14 protein-coding genes are annotated in these 17194 nt (G+C 68.2%); 4 read left to right on the top strand and 10 right to left on the bottom strand.

What is annotated here, in order from left to right; translation table 11 throughout:
* Positions 1–39: 39 nt before the first annotated feature.
* The 5 genes from dxs to dut form a co-directional block, all read right to left on the bottom strand.
* On the bottom strand, positions 40–1998 hold the full coding sequence (gene dxs, locus CGU35_RS06115; RefSeq protein WP_100810690.1) for a 1-deoxy-D-xylulose-5-phosphate synthase: 1959 nt from the start codon (positions 1996–1998) through the stop codon (positions 40–42).
* Positions 1999–2095: 97 nt separating this feature from the next.
* Entirely contained in the window at positions 2096–4930 is a 2835-nt protein-coding gene (locus CGU35_RS06110; protein ID WP_100810689.1) for an aconitate hydratase, read from the bottom strand.
* Between the two features lie 166 nt (positions 4931–5096).
* The gene (locus CGU35_RS06105) at positions 5097–5867 is read right to left on the bottom strand and encodes a DUF3159 domain-containing protein (protein WP_100810688.1); all 771 of its coding nucleotides are present in this window, start codon (positions 5865–5867) and stop codon (positions 5097–5099) included.
* The gene (locus tag CGU35_RS06100; RefSeq protein ID WP_100810687.1) at positions 5864–6466 is read right to left on the bottom strand and encodes a DUF3710 domain-containing protein; all 603 of its coding nucleotides are present in this window, start codon (positions 6464–6466) and stop codon (positions 5864–5866) included. The genes CGU35_RS06105 and CGU35_RS06100 overlap by 4 nt, the downstream gene beginning before the upstream one ends.
* Positions 6463–6924 carry a dUTP diphosphatase gene (dut, locus tag CGU35_RS06095; RefSeq protein ID WP_181003383.1) on the bottom strand — a complete coding sequence of 154 codons (462 nt, stop codon included), beginning with the start codon at positions 6922–6924 and terminating at the stop codon, positions 6463–6465. The genes CGU35_RS06100 and dut overlap by 4 nt, the downstream gene beginning before the upstream one ends.
* A 12-nt stretch (positions 6925–6936) precedes the next feature.
* Here dut and CGU35_RS06090 point away from each other — a divergent pair, with 12 nt between their 5' ends.
* Positions 6937–7428 carry a DUF3093 domain-containing protein gene (locus CGU35_RS06090; RefSeq protein WP_100810686.1) on the top strand — a complete coding sequence of 164 codons (492 nt, stop codon included), beginning with the start codon at positions 6937–6939 and terminating at the stop codon, positions 7426–7428.
* Here CGU35_RS06090 and CGU35_RS06085 read toward each other — a convergent pair.
* A complete protein-coding gene (locus CGU35_RS06085; protein WP_100810685.1) occupies positions 7386–7676 on the bottom strand; it encodes a DUF4193 domain-containing protein in 291 nt (96 codons plus the stop codon). The two genes, CGU35_RS06090 and CGU35_RS06085, sit on opposite strands and share 43 nt — an antisense overlap.
* 204 nt (positions 7677–7880) lie before the next feature.
* Here CGU35_RS06085 and sepH point away from each other — a divergent pair, with 204 nt between their 5' ends.
* Positions 7881–8873: a septation protein SepH gene (gene sepH, locus CGU35_RS06080; RefSeq protein ID WP_100811310.1), complete on the top strand. Its 993-nt coding sequence runs from the start codon at positions 7881–7883 to the stop codon at positions 8871–8873.
* Between the two features lie 36 nt (positions 8874–8909).
* On the opposite strand, the gene CGU35_RS06075 is transcribed toward sepH, so the two are convergent.
* Entirely contained in the window at positions 8910–10049 is a 1140-nt protein-coding gene (locus CGU35_RS06075; RefSeq protein ID WP_181003384.1) for an alkaline phosphatase family protein, read from the bottom strand.
* Between the two features lie 54 nt (positions 10050–10103).
* Here CGU35_RS06075 and CGU35_RS06070 point away from each other — a divergent pair, with 54 nt between their 5' ends.
* Positions 10104–12533: a DNA gyrase/topoisomerase IV subunit A gene (locus CGU35_RS06070; RefSeq protein ID WP_100810684.1), complete on the top strand. Its 2430-nt coding sequence runs from the start codon at positions 10104–10106 to the stop codon at positions 12531–12533.
* 117 nt (positions 12534–12650) lie between these two features.
* Here CGU35_RS06070 and CGU35_RS06065 read toward each other — a convergent pair whose 3' ends face one another.
* Entirely contained in the window at positions 12651–14741 is a 2091-nt protein-coding gene (locus CGU35_RS06065) for a DNA gyrase/topoisomerase IV subunit B (protein ID WP_100810683.1), read from the bottom strand.
* 179 nt (positions 14742–14920) lie between these two features.
* Between CGU35_RS06065 and CGU35_RS06060 the strand changes: the two genes are divergently transcribed.
* Positions 14921–15139 carry a DUF7455 domain-containing protein gene (locus CGU35_RS06060; protein ID WP_181003385.1) on the top strand — a complete coding sequence of 73 codons (219 nt, stop codon included), beginning with the start codon at positions 14921–14923 and terminating at the stop codon, positions 15137–15139.
* 15 nt (positions 15140–15154) lie between these two features.
* Here CGU35_RS06060 and CGU35_RS06055 read toward each other — a convergent pair whose 3' ends face one another.
* Both CGU35_RS06055 and CGU35_RS06050 read right to left on the bottom strand, forming a co-directional pair.
* Entirely contained in the window at positions 15155–15913 is a 759-nt protein-coding gene (locus CGU35_RS06055; RefSeq protein WP_100810682.1) for a hypothetical protein, read from the bottom strand.
* Positions 15910–17193 (bottom strand): MurT ligase domain-containing protein, encoded by a 1284-nt coding sequence (locus CGU35_RS06050; protein ID WP_100810681.1) that lies wholly within the window; start codon positions 17191–17193, stop codon positions 15910–15912. The genes CGU35_RS06055 and CGU35_RS06050 overlap by 4 nt, the downstream gene beginning before the upstream one ends.
* Between the last annotated feature and the right edge of the window lies 1 nt (position 17194).

The following is a 17194-nucleotide window of genomic DNA, read 5'->3' as shown; positions in this document are numbered from 1 at the left end:
CGCGCTTAAGTCCTCGGGGTGCGCGACCGCGCGGCGCGGTCAGGCGCCGCGGGTGTCGTCCCGCAGGCGCACGTCGCTGAGCCACACCGGCTGGTCCTCGGGCTGCCGCGCCACGGGGATTCGCGTGCCGAGCACCTGCGACACGACGTCCTGTGCGATCTTCGGCGCGGTGAGTCCAGCATCTGCCAGGATCTGCCCGCGGGATGCGTGATCGATGAACTCATCGGGCAGGCCGAGCTCGTCGACCGCGGTGTCGACCCCGGCCTCGCGCAGCACCTGACGAATCCGGGTGCCGATCCCGCCGACGCGGATGCCGTCCTCGATCGTGATGACGAGGCGGTGGCGCGCGGCGAAGTCCACGACGGACGGGGCCACGGGCACGACCCAGCGCGGATCGATCACCGTCGCACCGATGCCCTGGGCCGCCAAACGTGCCGCGACGTCCATCGCGATGTGCGCCATGGGTCCGATACCCACGAGCAGGACGTCTTCGCTCGCACCGCGCGCGAGGACGTCGGTGCCATCGGCCAGCCGCTCGAGCGCCGGCAGGTCCGCTCCGACCTCACCCTTGGGGAAGCGCACGACCGTGGGGGCGTCATCGACCGCGACGGCCTCGTCGAGCGACTCGCGCAACCGTGCCGCGTCGCGCGGGGCCGCGATGCGGATGTGGGGCACGAGCTGCAGCATCGCCAGGTCCCAGATGCCGTGATGACTCGGCCCATCGGGACCCGTCACTCCGGCGCGGTCGAGGACGAAAGTCACTCCCGCGCGGTGCAGACCGACATCCATCATCACCTGGTCGAACGCGCGGTTCATGAACGTGGCGTAGATCGCGACGACCGGGTGCAACCCGCCGTATGCGAGCCCGGCAGCCGACGCGACGGCGTGCTGTTCGGCGATGCCGACGTCGTAGACGCGATCCGGGTACTTCTGGGCGAAGGGCAGCAGACCGACCGGGCGAAGCATCGCCGCGGTGATCGCGATGACGTCCTCACGCTCGTCACCGATCTTCACCAGCTGGTCGGAGAAGACATCCGTCCAGGCCATCGCTGCCTCGCCGCCGAGCGTGACGCCCGTCAGCGGGTCGATACGACCCACGGCGTGGAACTGGTCGGCCTCGTCGTTGCGAGCCGGCTCGAACCCCTGGCCCTTCTCGGTGATCGCGTGCACGATGACCGGAGCGCCGTACGCCTTCGCCAGACGCAGCGTCTCGATGAGCGTCTCGAGATCGTGCCCGTCGACCGGGCCGAGGTACTTGATGTCGAGATTCGAATACAGCGCCGCATTGTTGGTGAAGCGCGAGAGGAACCCGTGCGCGCCTCCGCGAAGCCCGCGATACACGGCGCGCCCCGCGGGTCCGAGCCGCGAGAAGAAGGAGCCGGACGAACGGTACAGCGTCTGGTACGCGTCGTTGGTCCGGACGCGGTTGAGGTACCGCGCCATGCCACCGATCGTCGGGGCATACGAGCGCCCGTTGTCGTTGACGATGATCACGAGGTTGCGATCGTTGTCGTCCGAGATGTTGTTGAGTGCTTCCCACGTCATTCCACCCGTGAGAGCCCCATCGCCGACGACGGCGACGACGTGACGATCGCGACGGCCGGTTCGGGTCAACGCCCGCGAAACGCCGTCGGCCCAACTGAGTGAGCTCGAGGCGTGCGAGGACTCCACCACGTCGTGTTCGCTCTCGGAGCGCTGCGGGTAACCCGCGAGCCCTCCGCGCGTGCGCAGGCCGTCGAAGTCCTGACGACCCGTCAGGAGCTTGTGCACGTAGGACTGGTGCCCCGTGTCGAAGATGATCGGATCGTTCGGCGAGTCGAAGACCCGGTGCAACGCGACCGTCAGCTCGACCACACCGAGGTTCGGGCCGAGATGTCCGCCCGTCCGCGACACGTTCTCGATCAGGAACGTGCGGATCTCGGCCGAGAGCTCCGTGAGCTGTTCCACCGTGAGCGCGTCGAGGTCGCGCGGACTCGAAATCGTCTCCAGAAGACCCATGCCACTCCCTTCGCGGGCGTGCGCGGCCCTCTCGAAAGTCTAGCCCGGTGCCCGGCGAGCGGACGGGTGGTGACCCGCCGCTCGCCGGGAGCGAGAGTCAGACGAGCGAGCGCAGCACGTACTGCAGGATGCCGCCGTTGCGGTAGTAGTCGGCCTCGGCGGGCGTGTCGATGCGGACCACGGCCTCGAACTCGACGGTCGCCTTGCCCTCGGCCGAGAACTCGCTCGGAGCCGCGGTGACGGTGACCGTCTTGGGCGTGACGCCCTCGTTCAGCTGCTCGAGGCCCGTGATCGACACGATCTCGGTGCCATCGAGTCCGAGGGACTCCCAGCTCTCACCCGCGGGGAACTGCAGCGGAACGACGCCCATGCCGATCAGGTTCGAGCGGTGGATCCGCTCGAAGCTCTCGGTGATGACGGCCTTCACGCCCAGCAGGCTCGTGCCCTTGGCCGCCCAGTCGCGGGACGATCCCGAGCCGTATTCCTTGCCGCCGAAGATCACCAGGGGCGTGCCCTGCGCGGCGTAGTTCTGGCTGGCGTCGTAGATGAACGACTGCGGCCCGCCGGGCTGCGTGAAGTCGCGGGTATAGCCGCCCTCGACGACCGCACCATCGTTCACGGCGCTCACGAGCGCATTCTTGAGGCGGATGTTCGCGAACGTGCCGCGGATCATGACCTCGTGGTTTCCGCGTCGCGAGCCGTAGGAGTTGAAGTCCTTCTGGCGCACACCGTGCTCTTCGAGGTACTTCGCGGCCGGCGTACCGATCTTGATGTTTCCCGCAGGGCTGATGTGGTCGGTCGTGACCGAGTCCCCCAGCGTCGCCATGACGCGCGCGCCCTGAATGTCGGCGACCGGTGTCAGCTCCATCGTCATGCCATCGAAGTACGGCGCCTTGCGGACGTAGGTCGAGTCCTCGTCCCATTCGAAGATGGGGCCGGTGGGCGTCGGCAGGGTCTTCCAGCGCTCGTCACCCTCGAAGACGGTGGCATACTGCGTGATGAACTGCTCACGCGAGATCGAGGAGTCGATGACGTCCTGGACCTCGTCGGGCGTCGGCCAGATGTCCTTCAGGAAGACATCCTGTCCCGCCTCGTCCTTGCCGAGCGCGTCGGTCTCGAAGTCGAAGTTCATCGACCCGGCGAGGGCGTATGCGACGACGAGCGGGGGCGACGCGAGGTAGTTCATCTTCACGTCGGGGCTGATGCGGCCCTCGAAGTTGCGGTTACCCGAGAGCACCGCGGTAACGGCCAGATCGTGGTCGTTGATCGCGGCCGAGACCTCTTCGATGAGGGGACCCGAGTTGCCGATGCAGATCGTGCAGCCGTAACCGACCGTGTAGAAGCCGAGCGATTCGAGCGACTTGTCGAGTCCGGACTTCTCGTAGTAGTCCGTGACGACCTTCGACCCGGGGCCGAGCGTGGTCTTGACCCAGGGCTTGCTCTTCAGGCCCTTCTCGACCGCCTTCTGCGCGAGCAGACCGGCGGCGATCATGACGGACGGGTTCGACGTGTTGGTGCACGACGTGATCGCCGCGAGGGTCACCGCTCCGTTGTCGATCGTGTAGGGCGAGCCCTCGGCGGGAGTGATGCGAACGGGCTTGGATGCCGCGGCCGGGCCACCGCTCGAGATGTACACGTCGTGCGTCTCGACCTCTTCTTCGCCCGGTGCTCCGCCCGGGTCGGAGGCCGGGAACGAGCCCTGCGACTCGAGATCGACGATCGACTCCGAGGTCGAGGGCGTCGCGTAGTTGAGGATGTCCTTCGCGAACTGCGCCTTCGACTCCGACAGCAGGATGCGGTCCTGGGGACGCTTCGGACCGGCGATCGACGGGACCACCGTCGACAGGTCGAGCTCCATGTACTCGCTGAAGGCGGGCTCGCGCGAGGCGTCGTGCCAGAGCGACTGCTCCTTGGCATAGGTCTCGACGAGGGCGACGGCCTGCTCGTCACGGCCGGTCAGGCGCAGGTACTCGATCGTGACGTCGTCGATCGGGAACATGGCGGCCGTGGAACCGAACTCGGGGCTCATGTTGCCGATGGTCGCGCGGTTGGCCAACGGCACGGCGCCGACGCCCTCACCGTAGAACTCGACGAACTTGCCGACCACACCGTGCTTGCGGAGCATGTCGGTGATCGTGAGCACGACATCGGTCGCCGTCACTCCGGCGGGAATGTCCCCGGTGAGCTTGAAGCCCACGACACGCGGGATGAGCATCGACACGGGCTGCCCGAGCATCGCGGCCTCGGCTTCAATGCCACCGACTCCCCAGCCGAGAACGCCGAGACCGTTGACCATGGTCGTGTGCGAGTCGGTGCCGACACAGGTGTCGGGGTAAGCGCGGAGAACACCGTCGACGGTGCGGTCATAGATGACCTTGGCCAGGTGTTCGATGTTGACCTGGTGGACGATGCCCGTGCCCGGAGGGACGACCTTGAAGTCGTGGAAGGCGGTCTGGCCCCAGCGCAGGAACTGGTAGCGCTCGCCGTTGCGCTCGTACTCGATCTCGACGTTGCGCTCGAGGGCGTTCTCCGACCCGAACAGGTCGGCGATCACGGAGTGGTCGATGACCATCTCGGCGGGCGAGAGCGGGTTGATCTTGTCGGGGTTGCCCCCGAGCGTCGTGACGGCCTCGCGCATCGTGGCGAGGTCGACGATGCAGGGAACGCCCGTGAAGTCCTGCATCACGACGCGGGCGGGCGTGAACTGGATCTCGGTGTCGGGCTCGGCAGCGGCATCCCACGAGCCGAGAGCCTCGATCTGCGCCCTCGTGACGTTCGCGCCGTCCTCGGTGCGAAGAAGGTTCTCGAGCAGCACCTTGAGGCTGAACGGAAGCTTGTCGTATCCCTCGACCGCGTCGAGCCGGAAGATCTCGTAGTCGGTTCCCCCGACTGTCAGAGTGCTCTGCGCTCCGAAGCTGTTGACCGATGCCACGATGCCGTCTCCTTCAGGTAGCTGACCACTCACCGGCCTCCATCTTCCCGGGGCGTTCCGGGCGAGGCTAGCAAGGCGACCCTAACCAGTGTGCGCCGCTCTGGGGCGAGGGGGAAGGGGGTCAATTTATCTTGATGTCGAGATAAATCCTACCACCGGGTGGACGTCACTCAGAGATTTCGCCGTCCGATTTGGCGGCGGGCGGATAGAGCGCTCGCACCGCAAGGTACGTGACGGCGAGCAGCGGCGCGAAGAGCGGAATCCCCATCACGAGCTTGAGCGTGCCGAGCGCCGTGACATTGTCCGCGAGGTACAGGGGAAACTGCACGAGAAGGCGTGCCGCGAAGAGCGCGGCCCAGGCGATGGCGAGCCAGAAGAACGCGCGCCGCTTGCGTCGGTCGCGCCGCCAGGCCGTGCCCTCCCCCATCAGGAACCCCACGGCAAGGCCGATGATCGACCAACCCGAGAGGGCAGAGATCAGAAAGGCTGCACCGTAGACGACGTTCGTGATGAAACCGGGGATGAAGTTATTGCTCGCCTCGCCGGTGAACACGGCGAAAGCGGCGGCGACCGCGACCGCGAGAAGCCCGCTCACGGCGGAGGTCACCGGCTGACGGGCGATGAGTCGCGCGACGGTGAAGACGGCGGCGATGCCGACGGACAGTCCGAGCGACCAGCCCAGGTTGCCGTCGCCCGTCGAGGCATCCATCGTCAGCGTGTACACGGCGATGAACACGATGCCGGGCACGACGGCCTCGGCCATCCCTCGCCATCCGCCCATCGCGTGCCAGACGACATGCCCCGTCGAGCGCTCGGCGTTCGGATCGAGACCCGCACGGCGCGCGGCACCCGCCAGAGCAGCGCTCAACGCCTCGGACGCGGAGGGCGGCGTCAGCGCCGGATCCGGCTCCTGTGGCGAGGACTGCTGATCGGTCACGCCGACCCCGGGGTCGCGGGCATCTTCAGGGGAATGAACTCACGCGGCGGCATGGGCGTACCGCCTCGCACGACGACGATCGAACGGAAGAGATCCTCCACCTGCGCGGCGGCGGCGATGTCGGATGCACCCGCCCCGCCGATCACGCCACGCAGGAACCAGCGCGGCCCGTCGACACCCACGAAGCGCGCGAGGCGCTTGCCCGAGGTCCCCTCGGCACCCGCGATGACGGGAACCTCGGCGAGCAACTCGGGCCCGAGCGGCCCCTCGCGCTCCTCCACGCGCCCGCCCTGCTGGCGAACCTGCTCGCGGATCTGTGCGCGCGTCTCGTGCCACAGGCCACCGGTCCGCGGCGCGGCGAACGGCTGCACCTGCAACGTCGAGCCCGCGTAGTCGAGTCCGACCGCGACGATGCGCTTCGACTGCTCTTCGATCTCGAGACGCAGATTCAGGCCCTCGCGCGGCAGCACCTTGATGCCACCCAGGTCGATGTAGGGACGCACCGGATTGGCCTCGGACTCGTCGAACGGCCCACCGGTCGCGCGGTCGAGGGGCGCCGACTTGCCCGCGGGATCTCCGGTCGTGCTGTCATCGCTCATGCGCCGACCTCCTGTGCTCGGGGTGCCTGGTATCCGGTCGATCCGAAGCCGCCTGCTCCGCGAACGCTGTCGGGCAGTGACTCGACCGGGACGAAGTTCGCCCGGCTCACGGGCATGACGATCAACTGCGCGATCCGGTCGCCGACGGCGATGTCGTAGGGCTCGGAGGCATCCGTGTTCAAGAGTGTCACCTTGATCTCACCGCGGTAACCCGCATCGACGGTTCCGGGTGAGTTCACGATCGTGATGCCGTGCTTCGTTGCGAGGCCGCTGCGCGGGACGACGAAAGCGACGTAGCCGTCGGGAAGCGCGATGGCCACACCCGTTCCGACCAGCGCGCGCTGTCCCGGTTCGAGACGCAGGGACTCGGCGGAGACCAGATCGGCACCGGCATCGCCGGGGTGAGCGTAGGTCGGAGGTTCTGGAGCGATAATGAGAACGTCCACGGAATCGGTCACTCATCGAGGGTAATGCAGAAGCAACGCACGGAGTATCGCGAGCGGCTCACGCCCTCGCTCTGGATTCTGGTGTCCGCTGCGGTCGTCGGGCCGATGGCCGCGCTCGTTCTCGCGCCCCTCGACGCGACACTCGCGCTGATCGTGGGAGCCGTCGTCGGGGCACTGCTCATCTTCGCTCTCGTGGCGCTGTCACCCGTCGTCGAGGTGCGCGACGGGGTCCTGCGCGCCGGCCGGGCGCACATCGGCGCCGAGTGGCTGCGCGAACCCGTCGCCCTGATGGGCGACGAGGCGCGGCAAGCCCGTGGCCCGGGCCTCGATCGGAACTCCTGGCTCGTGATCCGCGGAGGAATCGCCGGACTGGTCGTCGTCCCCCTCGCGGACGAGGACGATCCCGTCGTCTCATGGGTCGTTTCGACCCGCACGCCCGATCGACTGGCCGCGGCGATCAACCGCGCGCGCGGTTACGCGCAGTCGCGGCAGATGAGTCCGATCGAATCTTCGTGATCGACCTGTGAGCGGTGCTTGACGAGGAAGCAGCTCACGCAGGTGAACTCGTCTTCCTGGGGCGGCAGCACGACGACATCGAGCTCGAGATCCGACAGGTCGGCGCCGGGCAGTTCGAAGCCCGAGGGGTTGTCCGCATCCTCGACGTCGACGGCACCGGAAAGCTTGTCGGGAACGCGCTCCTTCAGGGCCTCGATCGACTCGCTGTCGTCGTCGGTCTTGCGGGGAGCGTCGTAGTCCGTAGCCATGGGGTTGAGGTCACTTCTTTCATTCGTGCTGTGGAGCGGTGCCGAACAGGCGGCGCTAGTTTGCACGACCGCAGCTCATTTAGCAAATGCTGCGTTCCGACATCCGCTCGGAGGCAAACGGGCGGCGCGCGCCGGATATTCCCGGGACCGCCCCCCGCCCGTGTAAGCATGGCGGAACCGGAAACGCGGAAGAAGGCGTGTCGCATGAAAGAGCTCAAGGTCATCCGCACCGAGGATGAGCGACTGATCGTAGCGACGGACTCGGGCGAGACATTCGCCCTGGTGATCGATGATGTCCTGCGCGCTGAGGTTCGTCGCGCCCAAACGGCGCCCGAATCGAGCGGCGCACGACCCAGCCCTCGCGAGATCCAGGCTCAGATTCGCTCGGGGCTGTCCGCGCACGAGGTCGCGCAGTTGCTGGGCGCACGGCTCGAGGACGTCGTCCGCTACGAGGGCCCGGTGCTGGCCGAGCGCGAGCACATCGTCGGGCTCGCGCTCGCCGTGCCGGTGCTCCTCGGGGCCGTGGACGACGCCGAGGCACAGCCGACTTTCGGCGCGGCCATGCGCGCGAAGCTCGGCGAGGTCGCCGCAGCCGGTGAACGCTGGACGAGCTGGAAAGACCCGTCCGGATGGATCGTCAAGCTGCAGTTCCAGGTCGGCGACATCGAGCACGACGCGCGCTGGAGTTTCGACCCCCGACGGAGCGCGCTCTCGCCGGTCAACGCGGATGCCCAGCAGCTCTCCCGCCAGGGTTCGCTCCCCGAGGGCCTGATTCCACGCCTCCGCGCACTCGACTCCGCGCCGTCGATCAAGGACGAGACCCGCTTCGACAGCGGCGCATTCGGACCCCGTCGCGACTTCGACCCCACCGCCAATCCCGCGGCCGCCGAGGCAGCGGTCAACCGCGCCACCGAGAAGTCGAACACGAGCGCCGAGACCGCCGACCTGCTTGAGGCGCTGCGGCGCCGCAGGGGCCAGCGTGAGAGCGCCCCGGGCATGGCGGAAGAGAACGCGACCCCGGCTGCGCCGGTCGCGCTCTTCGATGCGCTCGAGCCCGGATACGACGATCCATCCGCTCCGACCGAGACGCGCGAAGAGACGGTCGTCGCGGATGCCCAGGGGCGTCGACGCGGGCGCAACACCATGCCGTCGTGGGACGAGATCGTCTTCGGCGCGCGGGGCGACGGAGACCAGTAGCCCCACGGCACTCGCCGCGAGCATTCGTCCAGCGGGTCAGTTCGTGGCGTACGCGCCGAGGCGAATGAGAGGAACGATCCTCTCGTCTGACGTCAGCGATCCGTGCTGCCCGATCATCCGCTGCGAGGCTTTGTCGGCCAAACGGTCGTCGTAGTACGCCACACGCCCGCGCGCCGCAACGAGGACGTCGCCGATGCGATCCCGTACCTCGGGGTCGACGAGGCCGAAGAGTCCCGCGGCGATGGCCTCGTCGCGAGCGAACACCCAGGAGCGGCGCGACTCGGATGCGCGCCAACGCTCGAGCACGCTCGCCGCGTGGCCCGGTTCGGCGTAGAGATGCAGCATCCGCGGTTCACCCGCGACCGCCGCAACGCCCTCGACGAGGGCATCGTCTTCGCGCAACAGCACGTGGCCGGTCCGCGGGACGTCGACCATCCCGTGATCGGCCGTGACCAGGACGCCGACGTCCGGGGCAAGCGCGGATGCCAGGGACCGGACAGCCGCGTCCGCGTCTTCGAGCGCCGCGATCCACTCGTCGGACTCCCATCCGTATCGATGACCGGCCGAATCGAGCTCGGGGGCGTATGCGTAGACGAGGCGGTTCTCGCGCGCCGTGGCGTACTCGAGGGCAAGCGCGAGGCGGTCCGTGAAGGATGCGGCCGAGTCGAACGTCGAACCACGAAACGCTGCGCGCGTGAATCCCGTGTGCCGGTACTCCTCACGGCTCACCACGAACCCCTCGACGCCTGCGGAGGCGGCGGTCTCGAAGAGCGTCGGACACCGCTGCCACGTGGCCGGATCCAGGCCGTCCGACTCCCAGCCCGTCAGCTGGTTCGAGAGCACGCCCGACTCGGGCACGCGCACGCGATAGCCCACGATGCCGTGGGCACCCGGATCGCTACCGGTCATGAGGCTCGTGAGGGCCGACGCCGTGGTCGTCGGGAAGACGGAGCGCGCGACATCCTTCTTGCGCATCGCGGATGTCATGAACCTGCCGTGCCCGGCCCGTGCGGCGAGGTTCGCGGCACCGAGACCGTCGATGACGACGACGATTGCGCTGCGGGCGGGCGGGAGCGCACGGGACGCGGACGACGAGCTCAGGGAGGCGATCGCATCCGGCACCAGAGCGGTGAGGCTCCGGGCGTGAGCGGGCTCCGCCGGTAGCATGGATGACATCGGGGCCAGTCTCGCACACGTGCGGACGGCCCTCGTTCTCGCCCGAAGGACCCCATGCCCGCACCTGTATCCGAGCCCCCCGCCGAGCGCATCGAGGATGTCGACGTCTCCAGCGAAATGCAGGGGTCTTTTCTCGAGTACGCCTATTCGGTGATCTACTCTCGGGCTCTGCCCGACGCCCGCGACGGCATGAAGCCCGTTCAGCGTCGCATCGTCTACCAGATGTCCGAAATGGGGCTGAGGCCCGACCGCGGCCATGTCAAGAGTGCTCGGGTCGTCGGCGAGGTCATGGGAAAGCTCCACCCCCACGGCGACGCGCCCATCTACGACGCGCTCGTGCGGCTCGCCCAGCCGTTCTCGCAGCGCGTGCCCATGGTCGATGGCCACGGCAACTTCGGCTCGCTCGATGACGGGCCCGCAGCATCCCGGTACACGGAAGCCCGCCTCGCACCCGCGGCGCTCGCCATGGCCGAGGGACTCGACGAGGACGTCGTCGACTTCATCCCGAACTACGACAACCAGTTCCAGCAGCCCGAGGTCCTGCCCGCGGCCTATCCGAACCTGCTGGTGAACGGCGCGAGCGGCATCGCCGTCGGCATGGCCACGAACATGGCGCCGCACAATCTGATCGAGGTCGTGGGCGCCGCCATTCACCTGCTCGAAAACCCTGACGCGACCCTCGAGGACCTCATGGCCTACGTGCCGGGGCCCGATCTGCCCTCGGGCGGCGTGATCGTCGGCCTCGACGGCATTCGGGACGCGTACGAGACCGGTCGCGGGTCGTTCAAGACCCGCGCGCGCACCTCGATCGAGAGCCTCGGCCCTCGCAAGACCGGCATCATCGTCACGGAGCTGCCGTATCTGGTCGGCCCCGAACGCGTCATCGAGAAGATCAAGGATGCCGTTCAGTCCAAGAAGCTCCAGGGCATCAGCGACGTCGCCGACCTGACCGACCGGACGCACGGCACGCGCCTGGTCATCGGCGTCAAGACCGGTTTCGACCCCCAGGCGGTGCTCGAGCAGCTGTACCGCCTGACCCCGCTCGAGGACTCGTTCAGCATCAACAACGTCGCACTGGTCGAGGGGCAGCCCCGCACGCTCGGGCTGCGCGAACTCCTGCGCGTGTACGTCGACCACCGCCTCTCGGTCGTCACCCGCCGCAGTCGGTACCGGCTCGATCGCCGGCGCGAGCGTCTGCACCTGGTCGAGGGCCTGTTGATCGCGATCCTCGACATCGACGAGGTCATCCAGGTCATCCGCGCGTCCGATGACGGCGAGCAGGCCCGCACGCGGTTGATGGAGGTCTTCGACCTCAGCCAGCTGCAGGCCGAGTACATCCTCGAGCTGCGCCTGCGACGCCTCACCAAGTTCTCGCGCATCGAGCTCGAGGCCGAACGCGACCAGTTGCTCGCCGAGATCGCCCAGCTCGAAGAGTTGCTGGGCAGTGACGCGCTGCTGCGCAAGCAGGTGGCGACCGAGCTCGATGCGATCGCGGAGAAGCTCGGGACACCGCGGCGCACGCTGCTGACGAATGCAGCTCCCGCCGTCGCCCGGCCCTCACGCAACGCGCCCGTGCTCGAGATCGTCGACGCCCCGACGATCGTCGTACTCTCCACGACCGGCCGGGCCGTGCGCGTCGACCTCTCCGAGGGCACCGAGATCGTCTCGCCGGCCCGTCGCAGCAAGCACGATGCGCTGTTGGCCGAGGTACGCACGACGGTGCGGGGCGAGCTCGGCGCCGTCACCAACCGCGGGCGGCTGCTGCGGTTCAGCCCGGTCGACCTGCCTTCGGTGCCCCCGGCATCCGTCCAGCTCGCGGCCGGTGTTGCGCTGCGCGACTACCTCGCGCTGCCCGACAAGGCCGAGCGGGTCATCGCCCTGACGCGGCTCGACGTCGACACTCCGCTCGCGATCGGCACCCGGCAGGGAGTCGTCAAGCGGATTATCCCGTCGGCCCTGCCCCCGAAACCCGAGATCGAGATCATCGCCCTCAAGCCCGGCGACGGCGTGGTGGGTGCGGCATCGGCGCCGGATGAATCCGAACTCGTCTTCGTCTCGGACGACGCACGGCTGCTGCGCTTCACGGCATCCGCCGTGCGCCCGCAGGGCGCTTCGGCGGGTGGCATGGCCGGCATGAACCTCGGATCGGCCAGCGCGATCTTCTTCGGTGCGGTGGCGGATCCCGAGGCGGTCGTCGTGACGATCTCGGGCACCGCCGGGGCGCTCCCGGGCACCGATGCGGGGCGCGCGAAGGTGTCCGAGTTCGCGGAGTTCCCCGCGAAGGGCCGTTCGACGGGCGGGGTGCGGGCGCATGCCTTCCTGAAGGGCGAGGACGAACTGACGCTCGCGTGGGTGGGGACCGCTCCCCCGCGCGCTGTCGGCACGGATGGCTCGGCTCGCACGCTCCCCGAGACCGGGGCGAAGCGGGATGCCTCGGGCCAGGTGCTCGACGCCGCCGTCGGCTCGGTCGGTCGCGCCCTGTAGCCCGGACGTTGCGTCGCCAACGGAACCGCTCCCCTGGCAGTAGATGCCGTCACGGGGCTCATCGAGCGACAACGACTGCCGGCGGAACGGACCTGACCAGACCCGAGCGACGTGGGGTCAGGCGTCGATGCGGTCGCGCTCGAGACGCGCGGACGAGTCGATGATGAACTCGCGCCGCGGGGCGACCTCGTTGCCCATGAGCAACTCGAAGGTGCGACCGGCGGACTCGGCGGCCTCGGCATCCTCGATGCGTACCCGGCGGAGCATCCGTCCGCCTCGGTCCATGGTCGTCGTCGCGAGCTGATCCGCGTCCATCTCGCCCAGACCCTTGTAGCGCTGGATCGGCTCCTGCCACGTACGGCCGGCCTTCGAGAGCTTGCCGAGCAGCGCGTTGAGCTCCGCCTCGCTGTAGGTGTAGATCATCTCGTTGGGCTTGCTGCCAGGGTGCTTGACGATCACACGGTGCAGGGGCGGAACGGCCGCGAACACCCGGCCGTCCTCGATCAGGGGCCGCATGTACCGGAAGAACAGCGTGAGCAGGAGCGTCCGGATGTGCGCGCCGTCGACGTCCGCGTCGCTCATCAGGATGATCTTGCCGTAGCGTGCCTGCGAGAGATCGAACGAGCGCCCCGAGCCCGCGCCGATCACCTGGATGATCGAGGCGCACTCGGCGTTGCTCAGCATGTCGCTGATCGATGCCTTCTGCACGTTCAGGATCTTGCCCCGGATGGGCAGCAGCGCCTGGAACTCGCTGTTGCGGGCGAGCTTCGCCGTCCCCAGCGCCGAGTCGCCCTCGACGATGAACAGTTCGGACTGGGCGACATCGTTCGAGCGACAGTCGACGAGCTTCGCGGGCAGCGACGAGGACTCGAGGGCGTTCTTCCGACGTTGCGTCTCTTTGTGTGCGCGCGCCGAGAGGCGGGCCTTCATCTCGGAGACGACCTTGTCGAGCAGCATCGACGTCTGCGCTTTGTCGTCGCGCTTCGTCGACGAGAACAGCGCGCCCAGCTCTTTGCGGACGACCTGCGCGACGATCTGACGGACAGCGGGCGTGCCGAGCACTTCCTTCGTCTGACCCTCGAACTGCGGCTCCGGCAGGCTCACCGTGAGCACCGCGGTCATGCCCGCGAGAGCGTCGTCCTTGTCGAGCTTGTCGTTGCCGACCTTCAGCCGCCGCGCGTTCGCCTCGACCTGCTGGCGCATGACGCGCAGAATCTCCTGCTCGAAACCCTGCTGGTGCGTACCACCCTTGGGGGTCGAGATGATGTTCACGAACGAACGCGTCACCGTCTCGTATCCGGTGCCCCAGCGCAGGGCGATGTCGACGGAGCAGGTGCGCTCGATCTCGGTCGCCACCATGGCACCGGATGCCTGGAGCACCGGCACCGTCTCGGTGAACGTACCCGTTCCGGTCAGCCGCCAGGTGTCGGTGATCGGAGCGTCCGGCGCGAGGAACTCGACGAACTCCGAGATACCGCCGTCGAAGCGGTACGAGACATCCGTCGGCTCGACACCCGCGCGCTCGTCGCGCACCGCGATCTCGAGCCCCGGAACGAGGAATGCCGTCTGGCGCGCACGTGTCGCGAGCTCATCGACCTGGAAGGCCGCGTCGGGCGTGAAGATCTGCTTGTCGGCCCAGTAGCGCACGCGCGTGCCCGTGACGCCTCGGGGCGCCTTGCCGACGACCCTCAGTTCACTGCGGTCCTCGAACGGCGTGAAGGGTGCCGACGGGCTCGGCTCGCCCGTGTCGGCGAACAGACCGGGCTCCCCCCGGTGGAACGACATCGCCCACGTCTTGCCGCCCCGATCCACCTCGACGTCGAGACGCTCCGACAGGGCGTTGACGACGGATGCTCCGACACCGTGCAGGCCGCCCGAGGCGGCGTACGATCCGCCGCCGAACTTGCCGCCGGCGTGCAACTTCGTGAAGACGACCTCGACGCCCGACAGCCCGGTACGGGGCTCGACGTCGACCGGGATGCCTCGCCCCTTGTCTCGCACCTCGACGCTGCCGTCACCGTGCAGCACCACATCGATCTTGGATCCGTTGCCGCCGAGGGTCTCGTCGACCGCGTTGTCGATGATCTCCCACAGGCAGTGCATGAGCCCCGGCGAACCGTTCGACCCGATGTACATGCCGGGCCGTTTGCGCACGGCTTCGAGCCCTTCGAGGACTTGAAGATGATGCGCAGAATACTCGGACGTCACAATCTCCCAGCGTACAAGCGGGCAGAGCCCCTCCTTCGCCGACACACGGACAGCCTTTCGCCGTGCGGGGGCCGCCGTACGCGGTCAGCGAAATGTCATCGAATCACGCCCTCATCGAAACAAACCCGTGGTTGTATGAAGGACTTGCACGACATTGGCGATCACGAGGAGGCACTGCGATGAACACGCTCATGACACCCACCGAAGAAGCCACGATCGCCTACCGTCTGTCGGCCGCGGACCGCTGCGACTCGTGCGGAGCGCAGGCGTACATCGCCGCCGAGGTCAACGGTAGCGAGCTTCTCTTCTGCGCCCACCACGGCCGCAAGTACGAAGACAAGCTCCGCAGCATCGCCACGTCGTGGCACGACGAGACGGCGCGTCTGGTCGAGGCCTAAACAGTTCTCCGACGCTCAGGCCGACAGGCCGAGCGCGCGACGGACGATCATGTTCGCTCTTGCGGCATGGTCGTCCGCTGTCGTTAACCGCTCGTCAGGAGAGGCGTTCGAGAGCTGCAGGCCCGCGTGCGCGGCAGCCAGGCCGAGCAGGTGGTCGGCGAAGGCCCCATTGCGCGCCAGGACGGGACCACGGATGCCCGTTCCGTAGGCCGTTCCTCGCACGGCGCCCTCCGCCGCGCCGGCACCGCTACCGGCCGCTGCGCCGTTGCCCGTTCCGGACGCCACCGTCCCGAGGGGCCGCTCGTCCGAGCCGGGTACGTAGTCACGCAGGTGGTACTCGTACCCGGTGAGCGCGCCCCATTCGCTGTCGATCGAGATCCGGCCCACGTGCCGCTCCGACACGATCGTGCGCCCGCTGAAGATCCCGACGCCGGTGAGCGGGCGAGCCGGATGCAGCTCGAGCGAGCGCGACATCATCTCCCAGCCGAGTCCCACCGCGAGCAGGACGGTTCCGGACTCGACCCAGGCACGCAACTGGTCCTGCATCTCGAGCAGCGGAGCGAGGACCTCGGGTGCATCCGCGTCGAAACCCGCGCCGATGGTGATCGCGTCCGGGACCAGACCCGCGACATCCGCTGCGCTCGTGATCGTCGAGACGGTGGCATCCAGGCCGCGCCACCGTGCGCGCACGCGAAGCACGTCCGCGTTCTCGGCATCACCGTGGATGTTGAGACGCTCCGGAAAGAGGGATGCAATCGAGAGCACGGTGCTCATCGGACGCCCGCCTTCTTGACCTCTTCGGAGGTCAGCCCGTAGTGGCCGCGAATCTTGCGCATGCTGCGCGAGGTGAACACGACCGTCTTGACCCCGTTCGATGGTGCGGGCAGCGCCAGGAACGTCTCGAACCCGCGGATGAGGTCGACGTCGACGGCCTCGAAGGGCACACCGTCGTACGCGAGCCGGTTCGCCATCGCGTCGGCCTTCGGCCCAGCGACGATGTCGACACGGCCGAGCGCGTGTGTCCGTACGGTCCAGAGCCACGAGGTGTCTTCTTCTTCGTCGCCGATCCCGACGAAGACGCGCTCCAGACCGGGGCGGAGCGCGTCGATGTTCAGCTGGAAGCTCGCGGTGTTCTGCACGAGCACGCACTCGATCTGCTGGCCCGCGATCTCGACGGTCTCGCCGCGCCCGAAAACGGGGTCGAGCGTCGAGAGCGTCGAGGCGGCGAGGGATGCGTCGAAAGCTGCGCCGAGTACGGCCTGCGCTGTCTCGAGGGCGGCCGCCGCGTCGACGGCGAAGTGCACTCCGCGCGCGGGGAGGGTGACGTGCTGAGGCGCCCGGTCGATGTCGATGACGGCATCGCGGCCCGACACGCTCGCGACACGCGTTCCGAGCCCGTCACCCAACCGATGCTGAGTGGTGCGGACCGAACCCAACCCGTGAGGGTGCATCTCCATGACGCCCGCCGAGACACCGAACCGGCGCACGGACACGGTCGGTGCCGCCTCCGTCACGGCCTCGGCCACGGTGCAGAGCGAGGCATCGTCCGCGTTCAGCACGACGGCCGATCGGGCCCTGAGCGCGATCGCGGTGAGCAGGCGGGTGACCCGGTCGGATGACTCGAACCGGGCGATGTCGTCGAGGTTGATGTTCGTCAGCGTGACGACGCGCGCCGCGAAGCTCGACGACATCAGCGCACCGAACGCCTCGTCCATCTCGAGCACCGCGATGTCTGCGTCGACACGGCCGCGCCAGTCACCCTGATCGAGGACCGCCGAGGTGATGCCCTGCGGCAGGTTGGCGGTCGACGAGTTCGTGAAGACCCGCATCCCGTGCGCGCGCAGCAGACCTGCCACCATCTTCGTGGTGGTCGATTTGCCGGCCGTGCCGCTGACGACGACGAGCCCTTCGGGGAACGACGCCAGAACCCGTGGCAGGAGCGCCGGAGCGATCTTGTTCGTGACGAGCCCCGGCGCACCGCTGCCCTTGCCCCCGCGCACGCGCAGCAACCACTGCACGGCCCGCCCGGCGGCGATGCCGATCGCGCTGCGCACG

Source organism: Microbacterium sp. BR1 (genome assembly GCF_002812725.1).
GTDB lineage: Bacteria > Actinomycetota > Actinomycetes > Actinomycetales > Microbacteriaceae > Microbacterium.
This window is presented reverse-complemented; position numbering and strand designations above follow the sequence as displayed.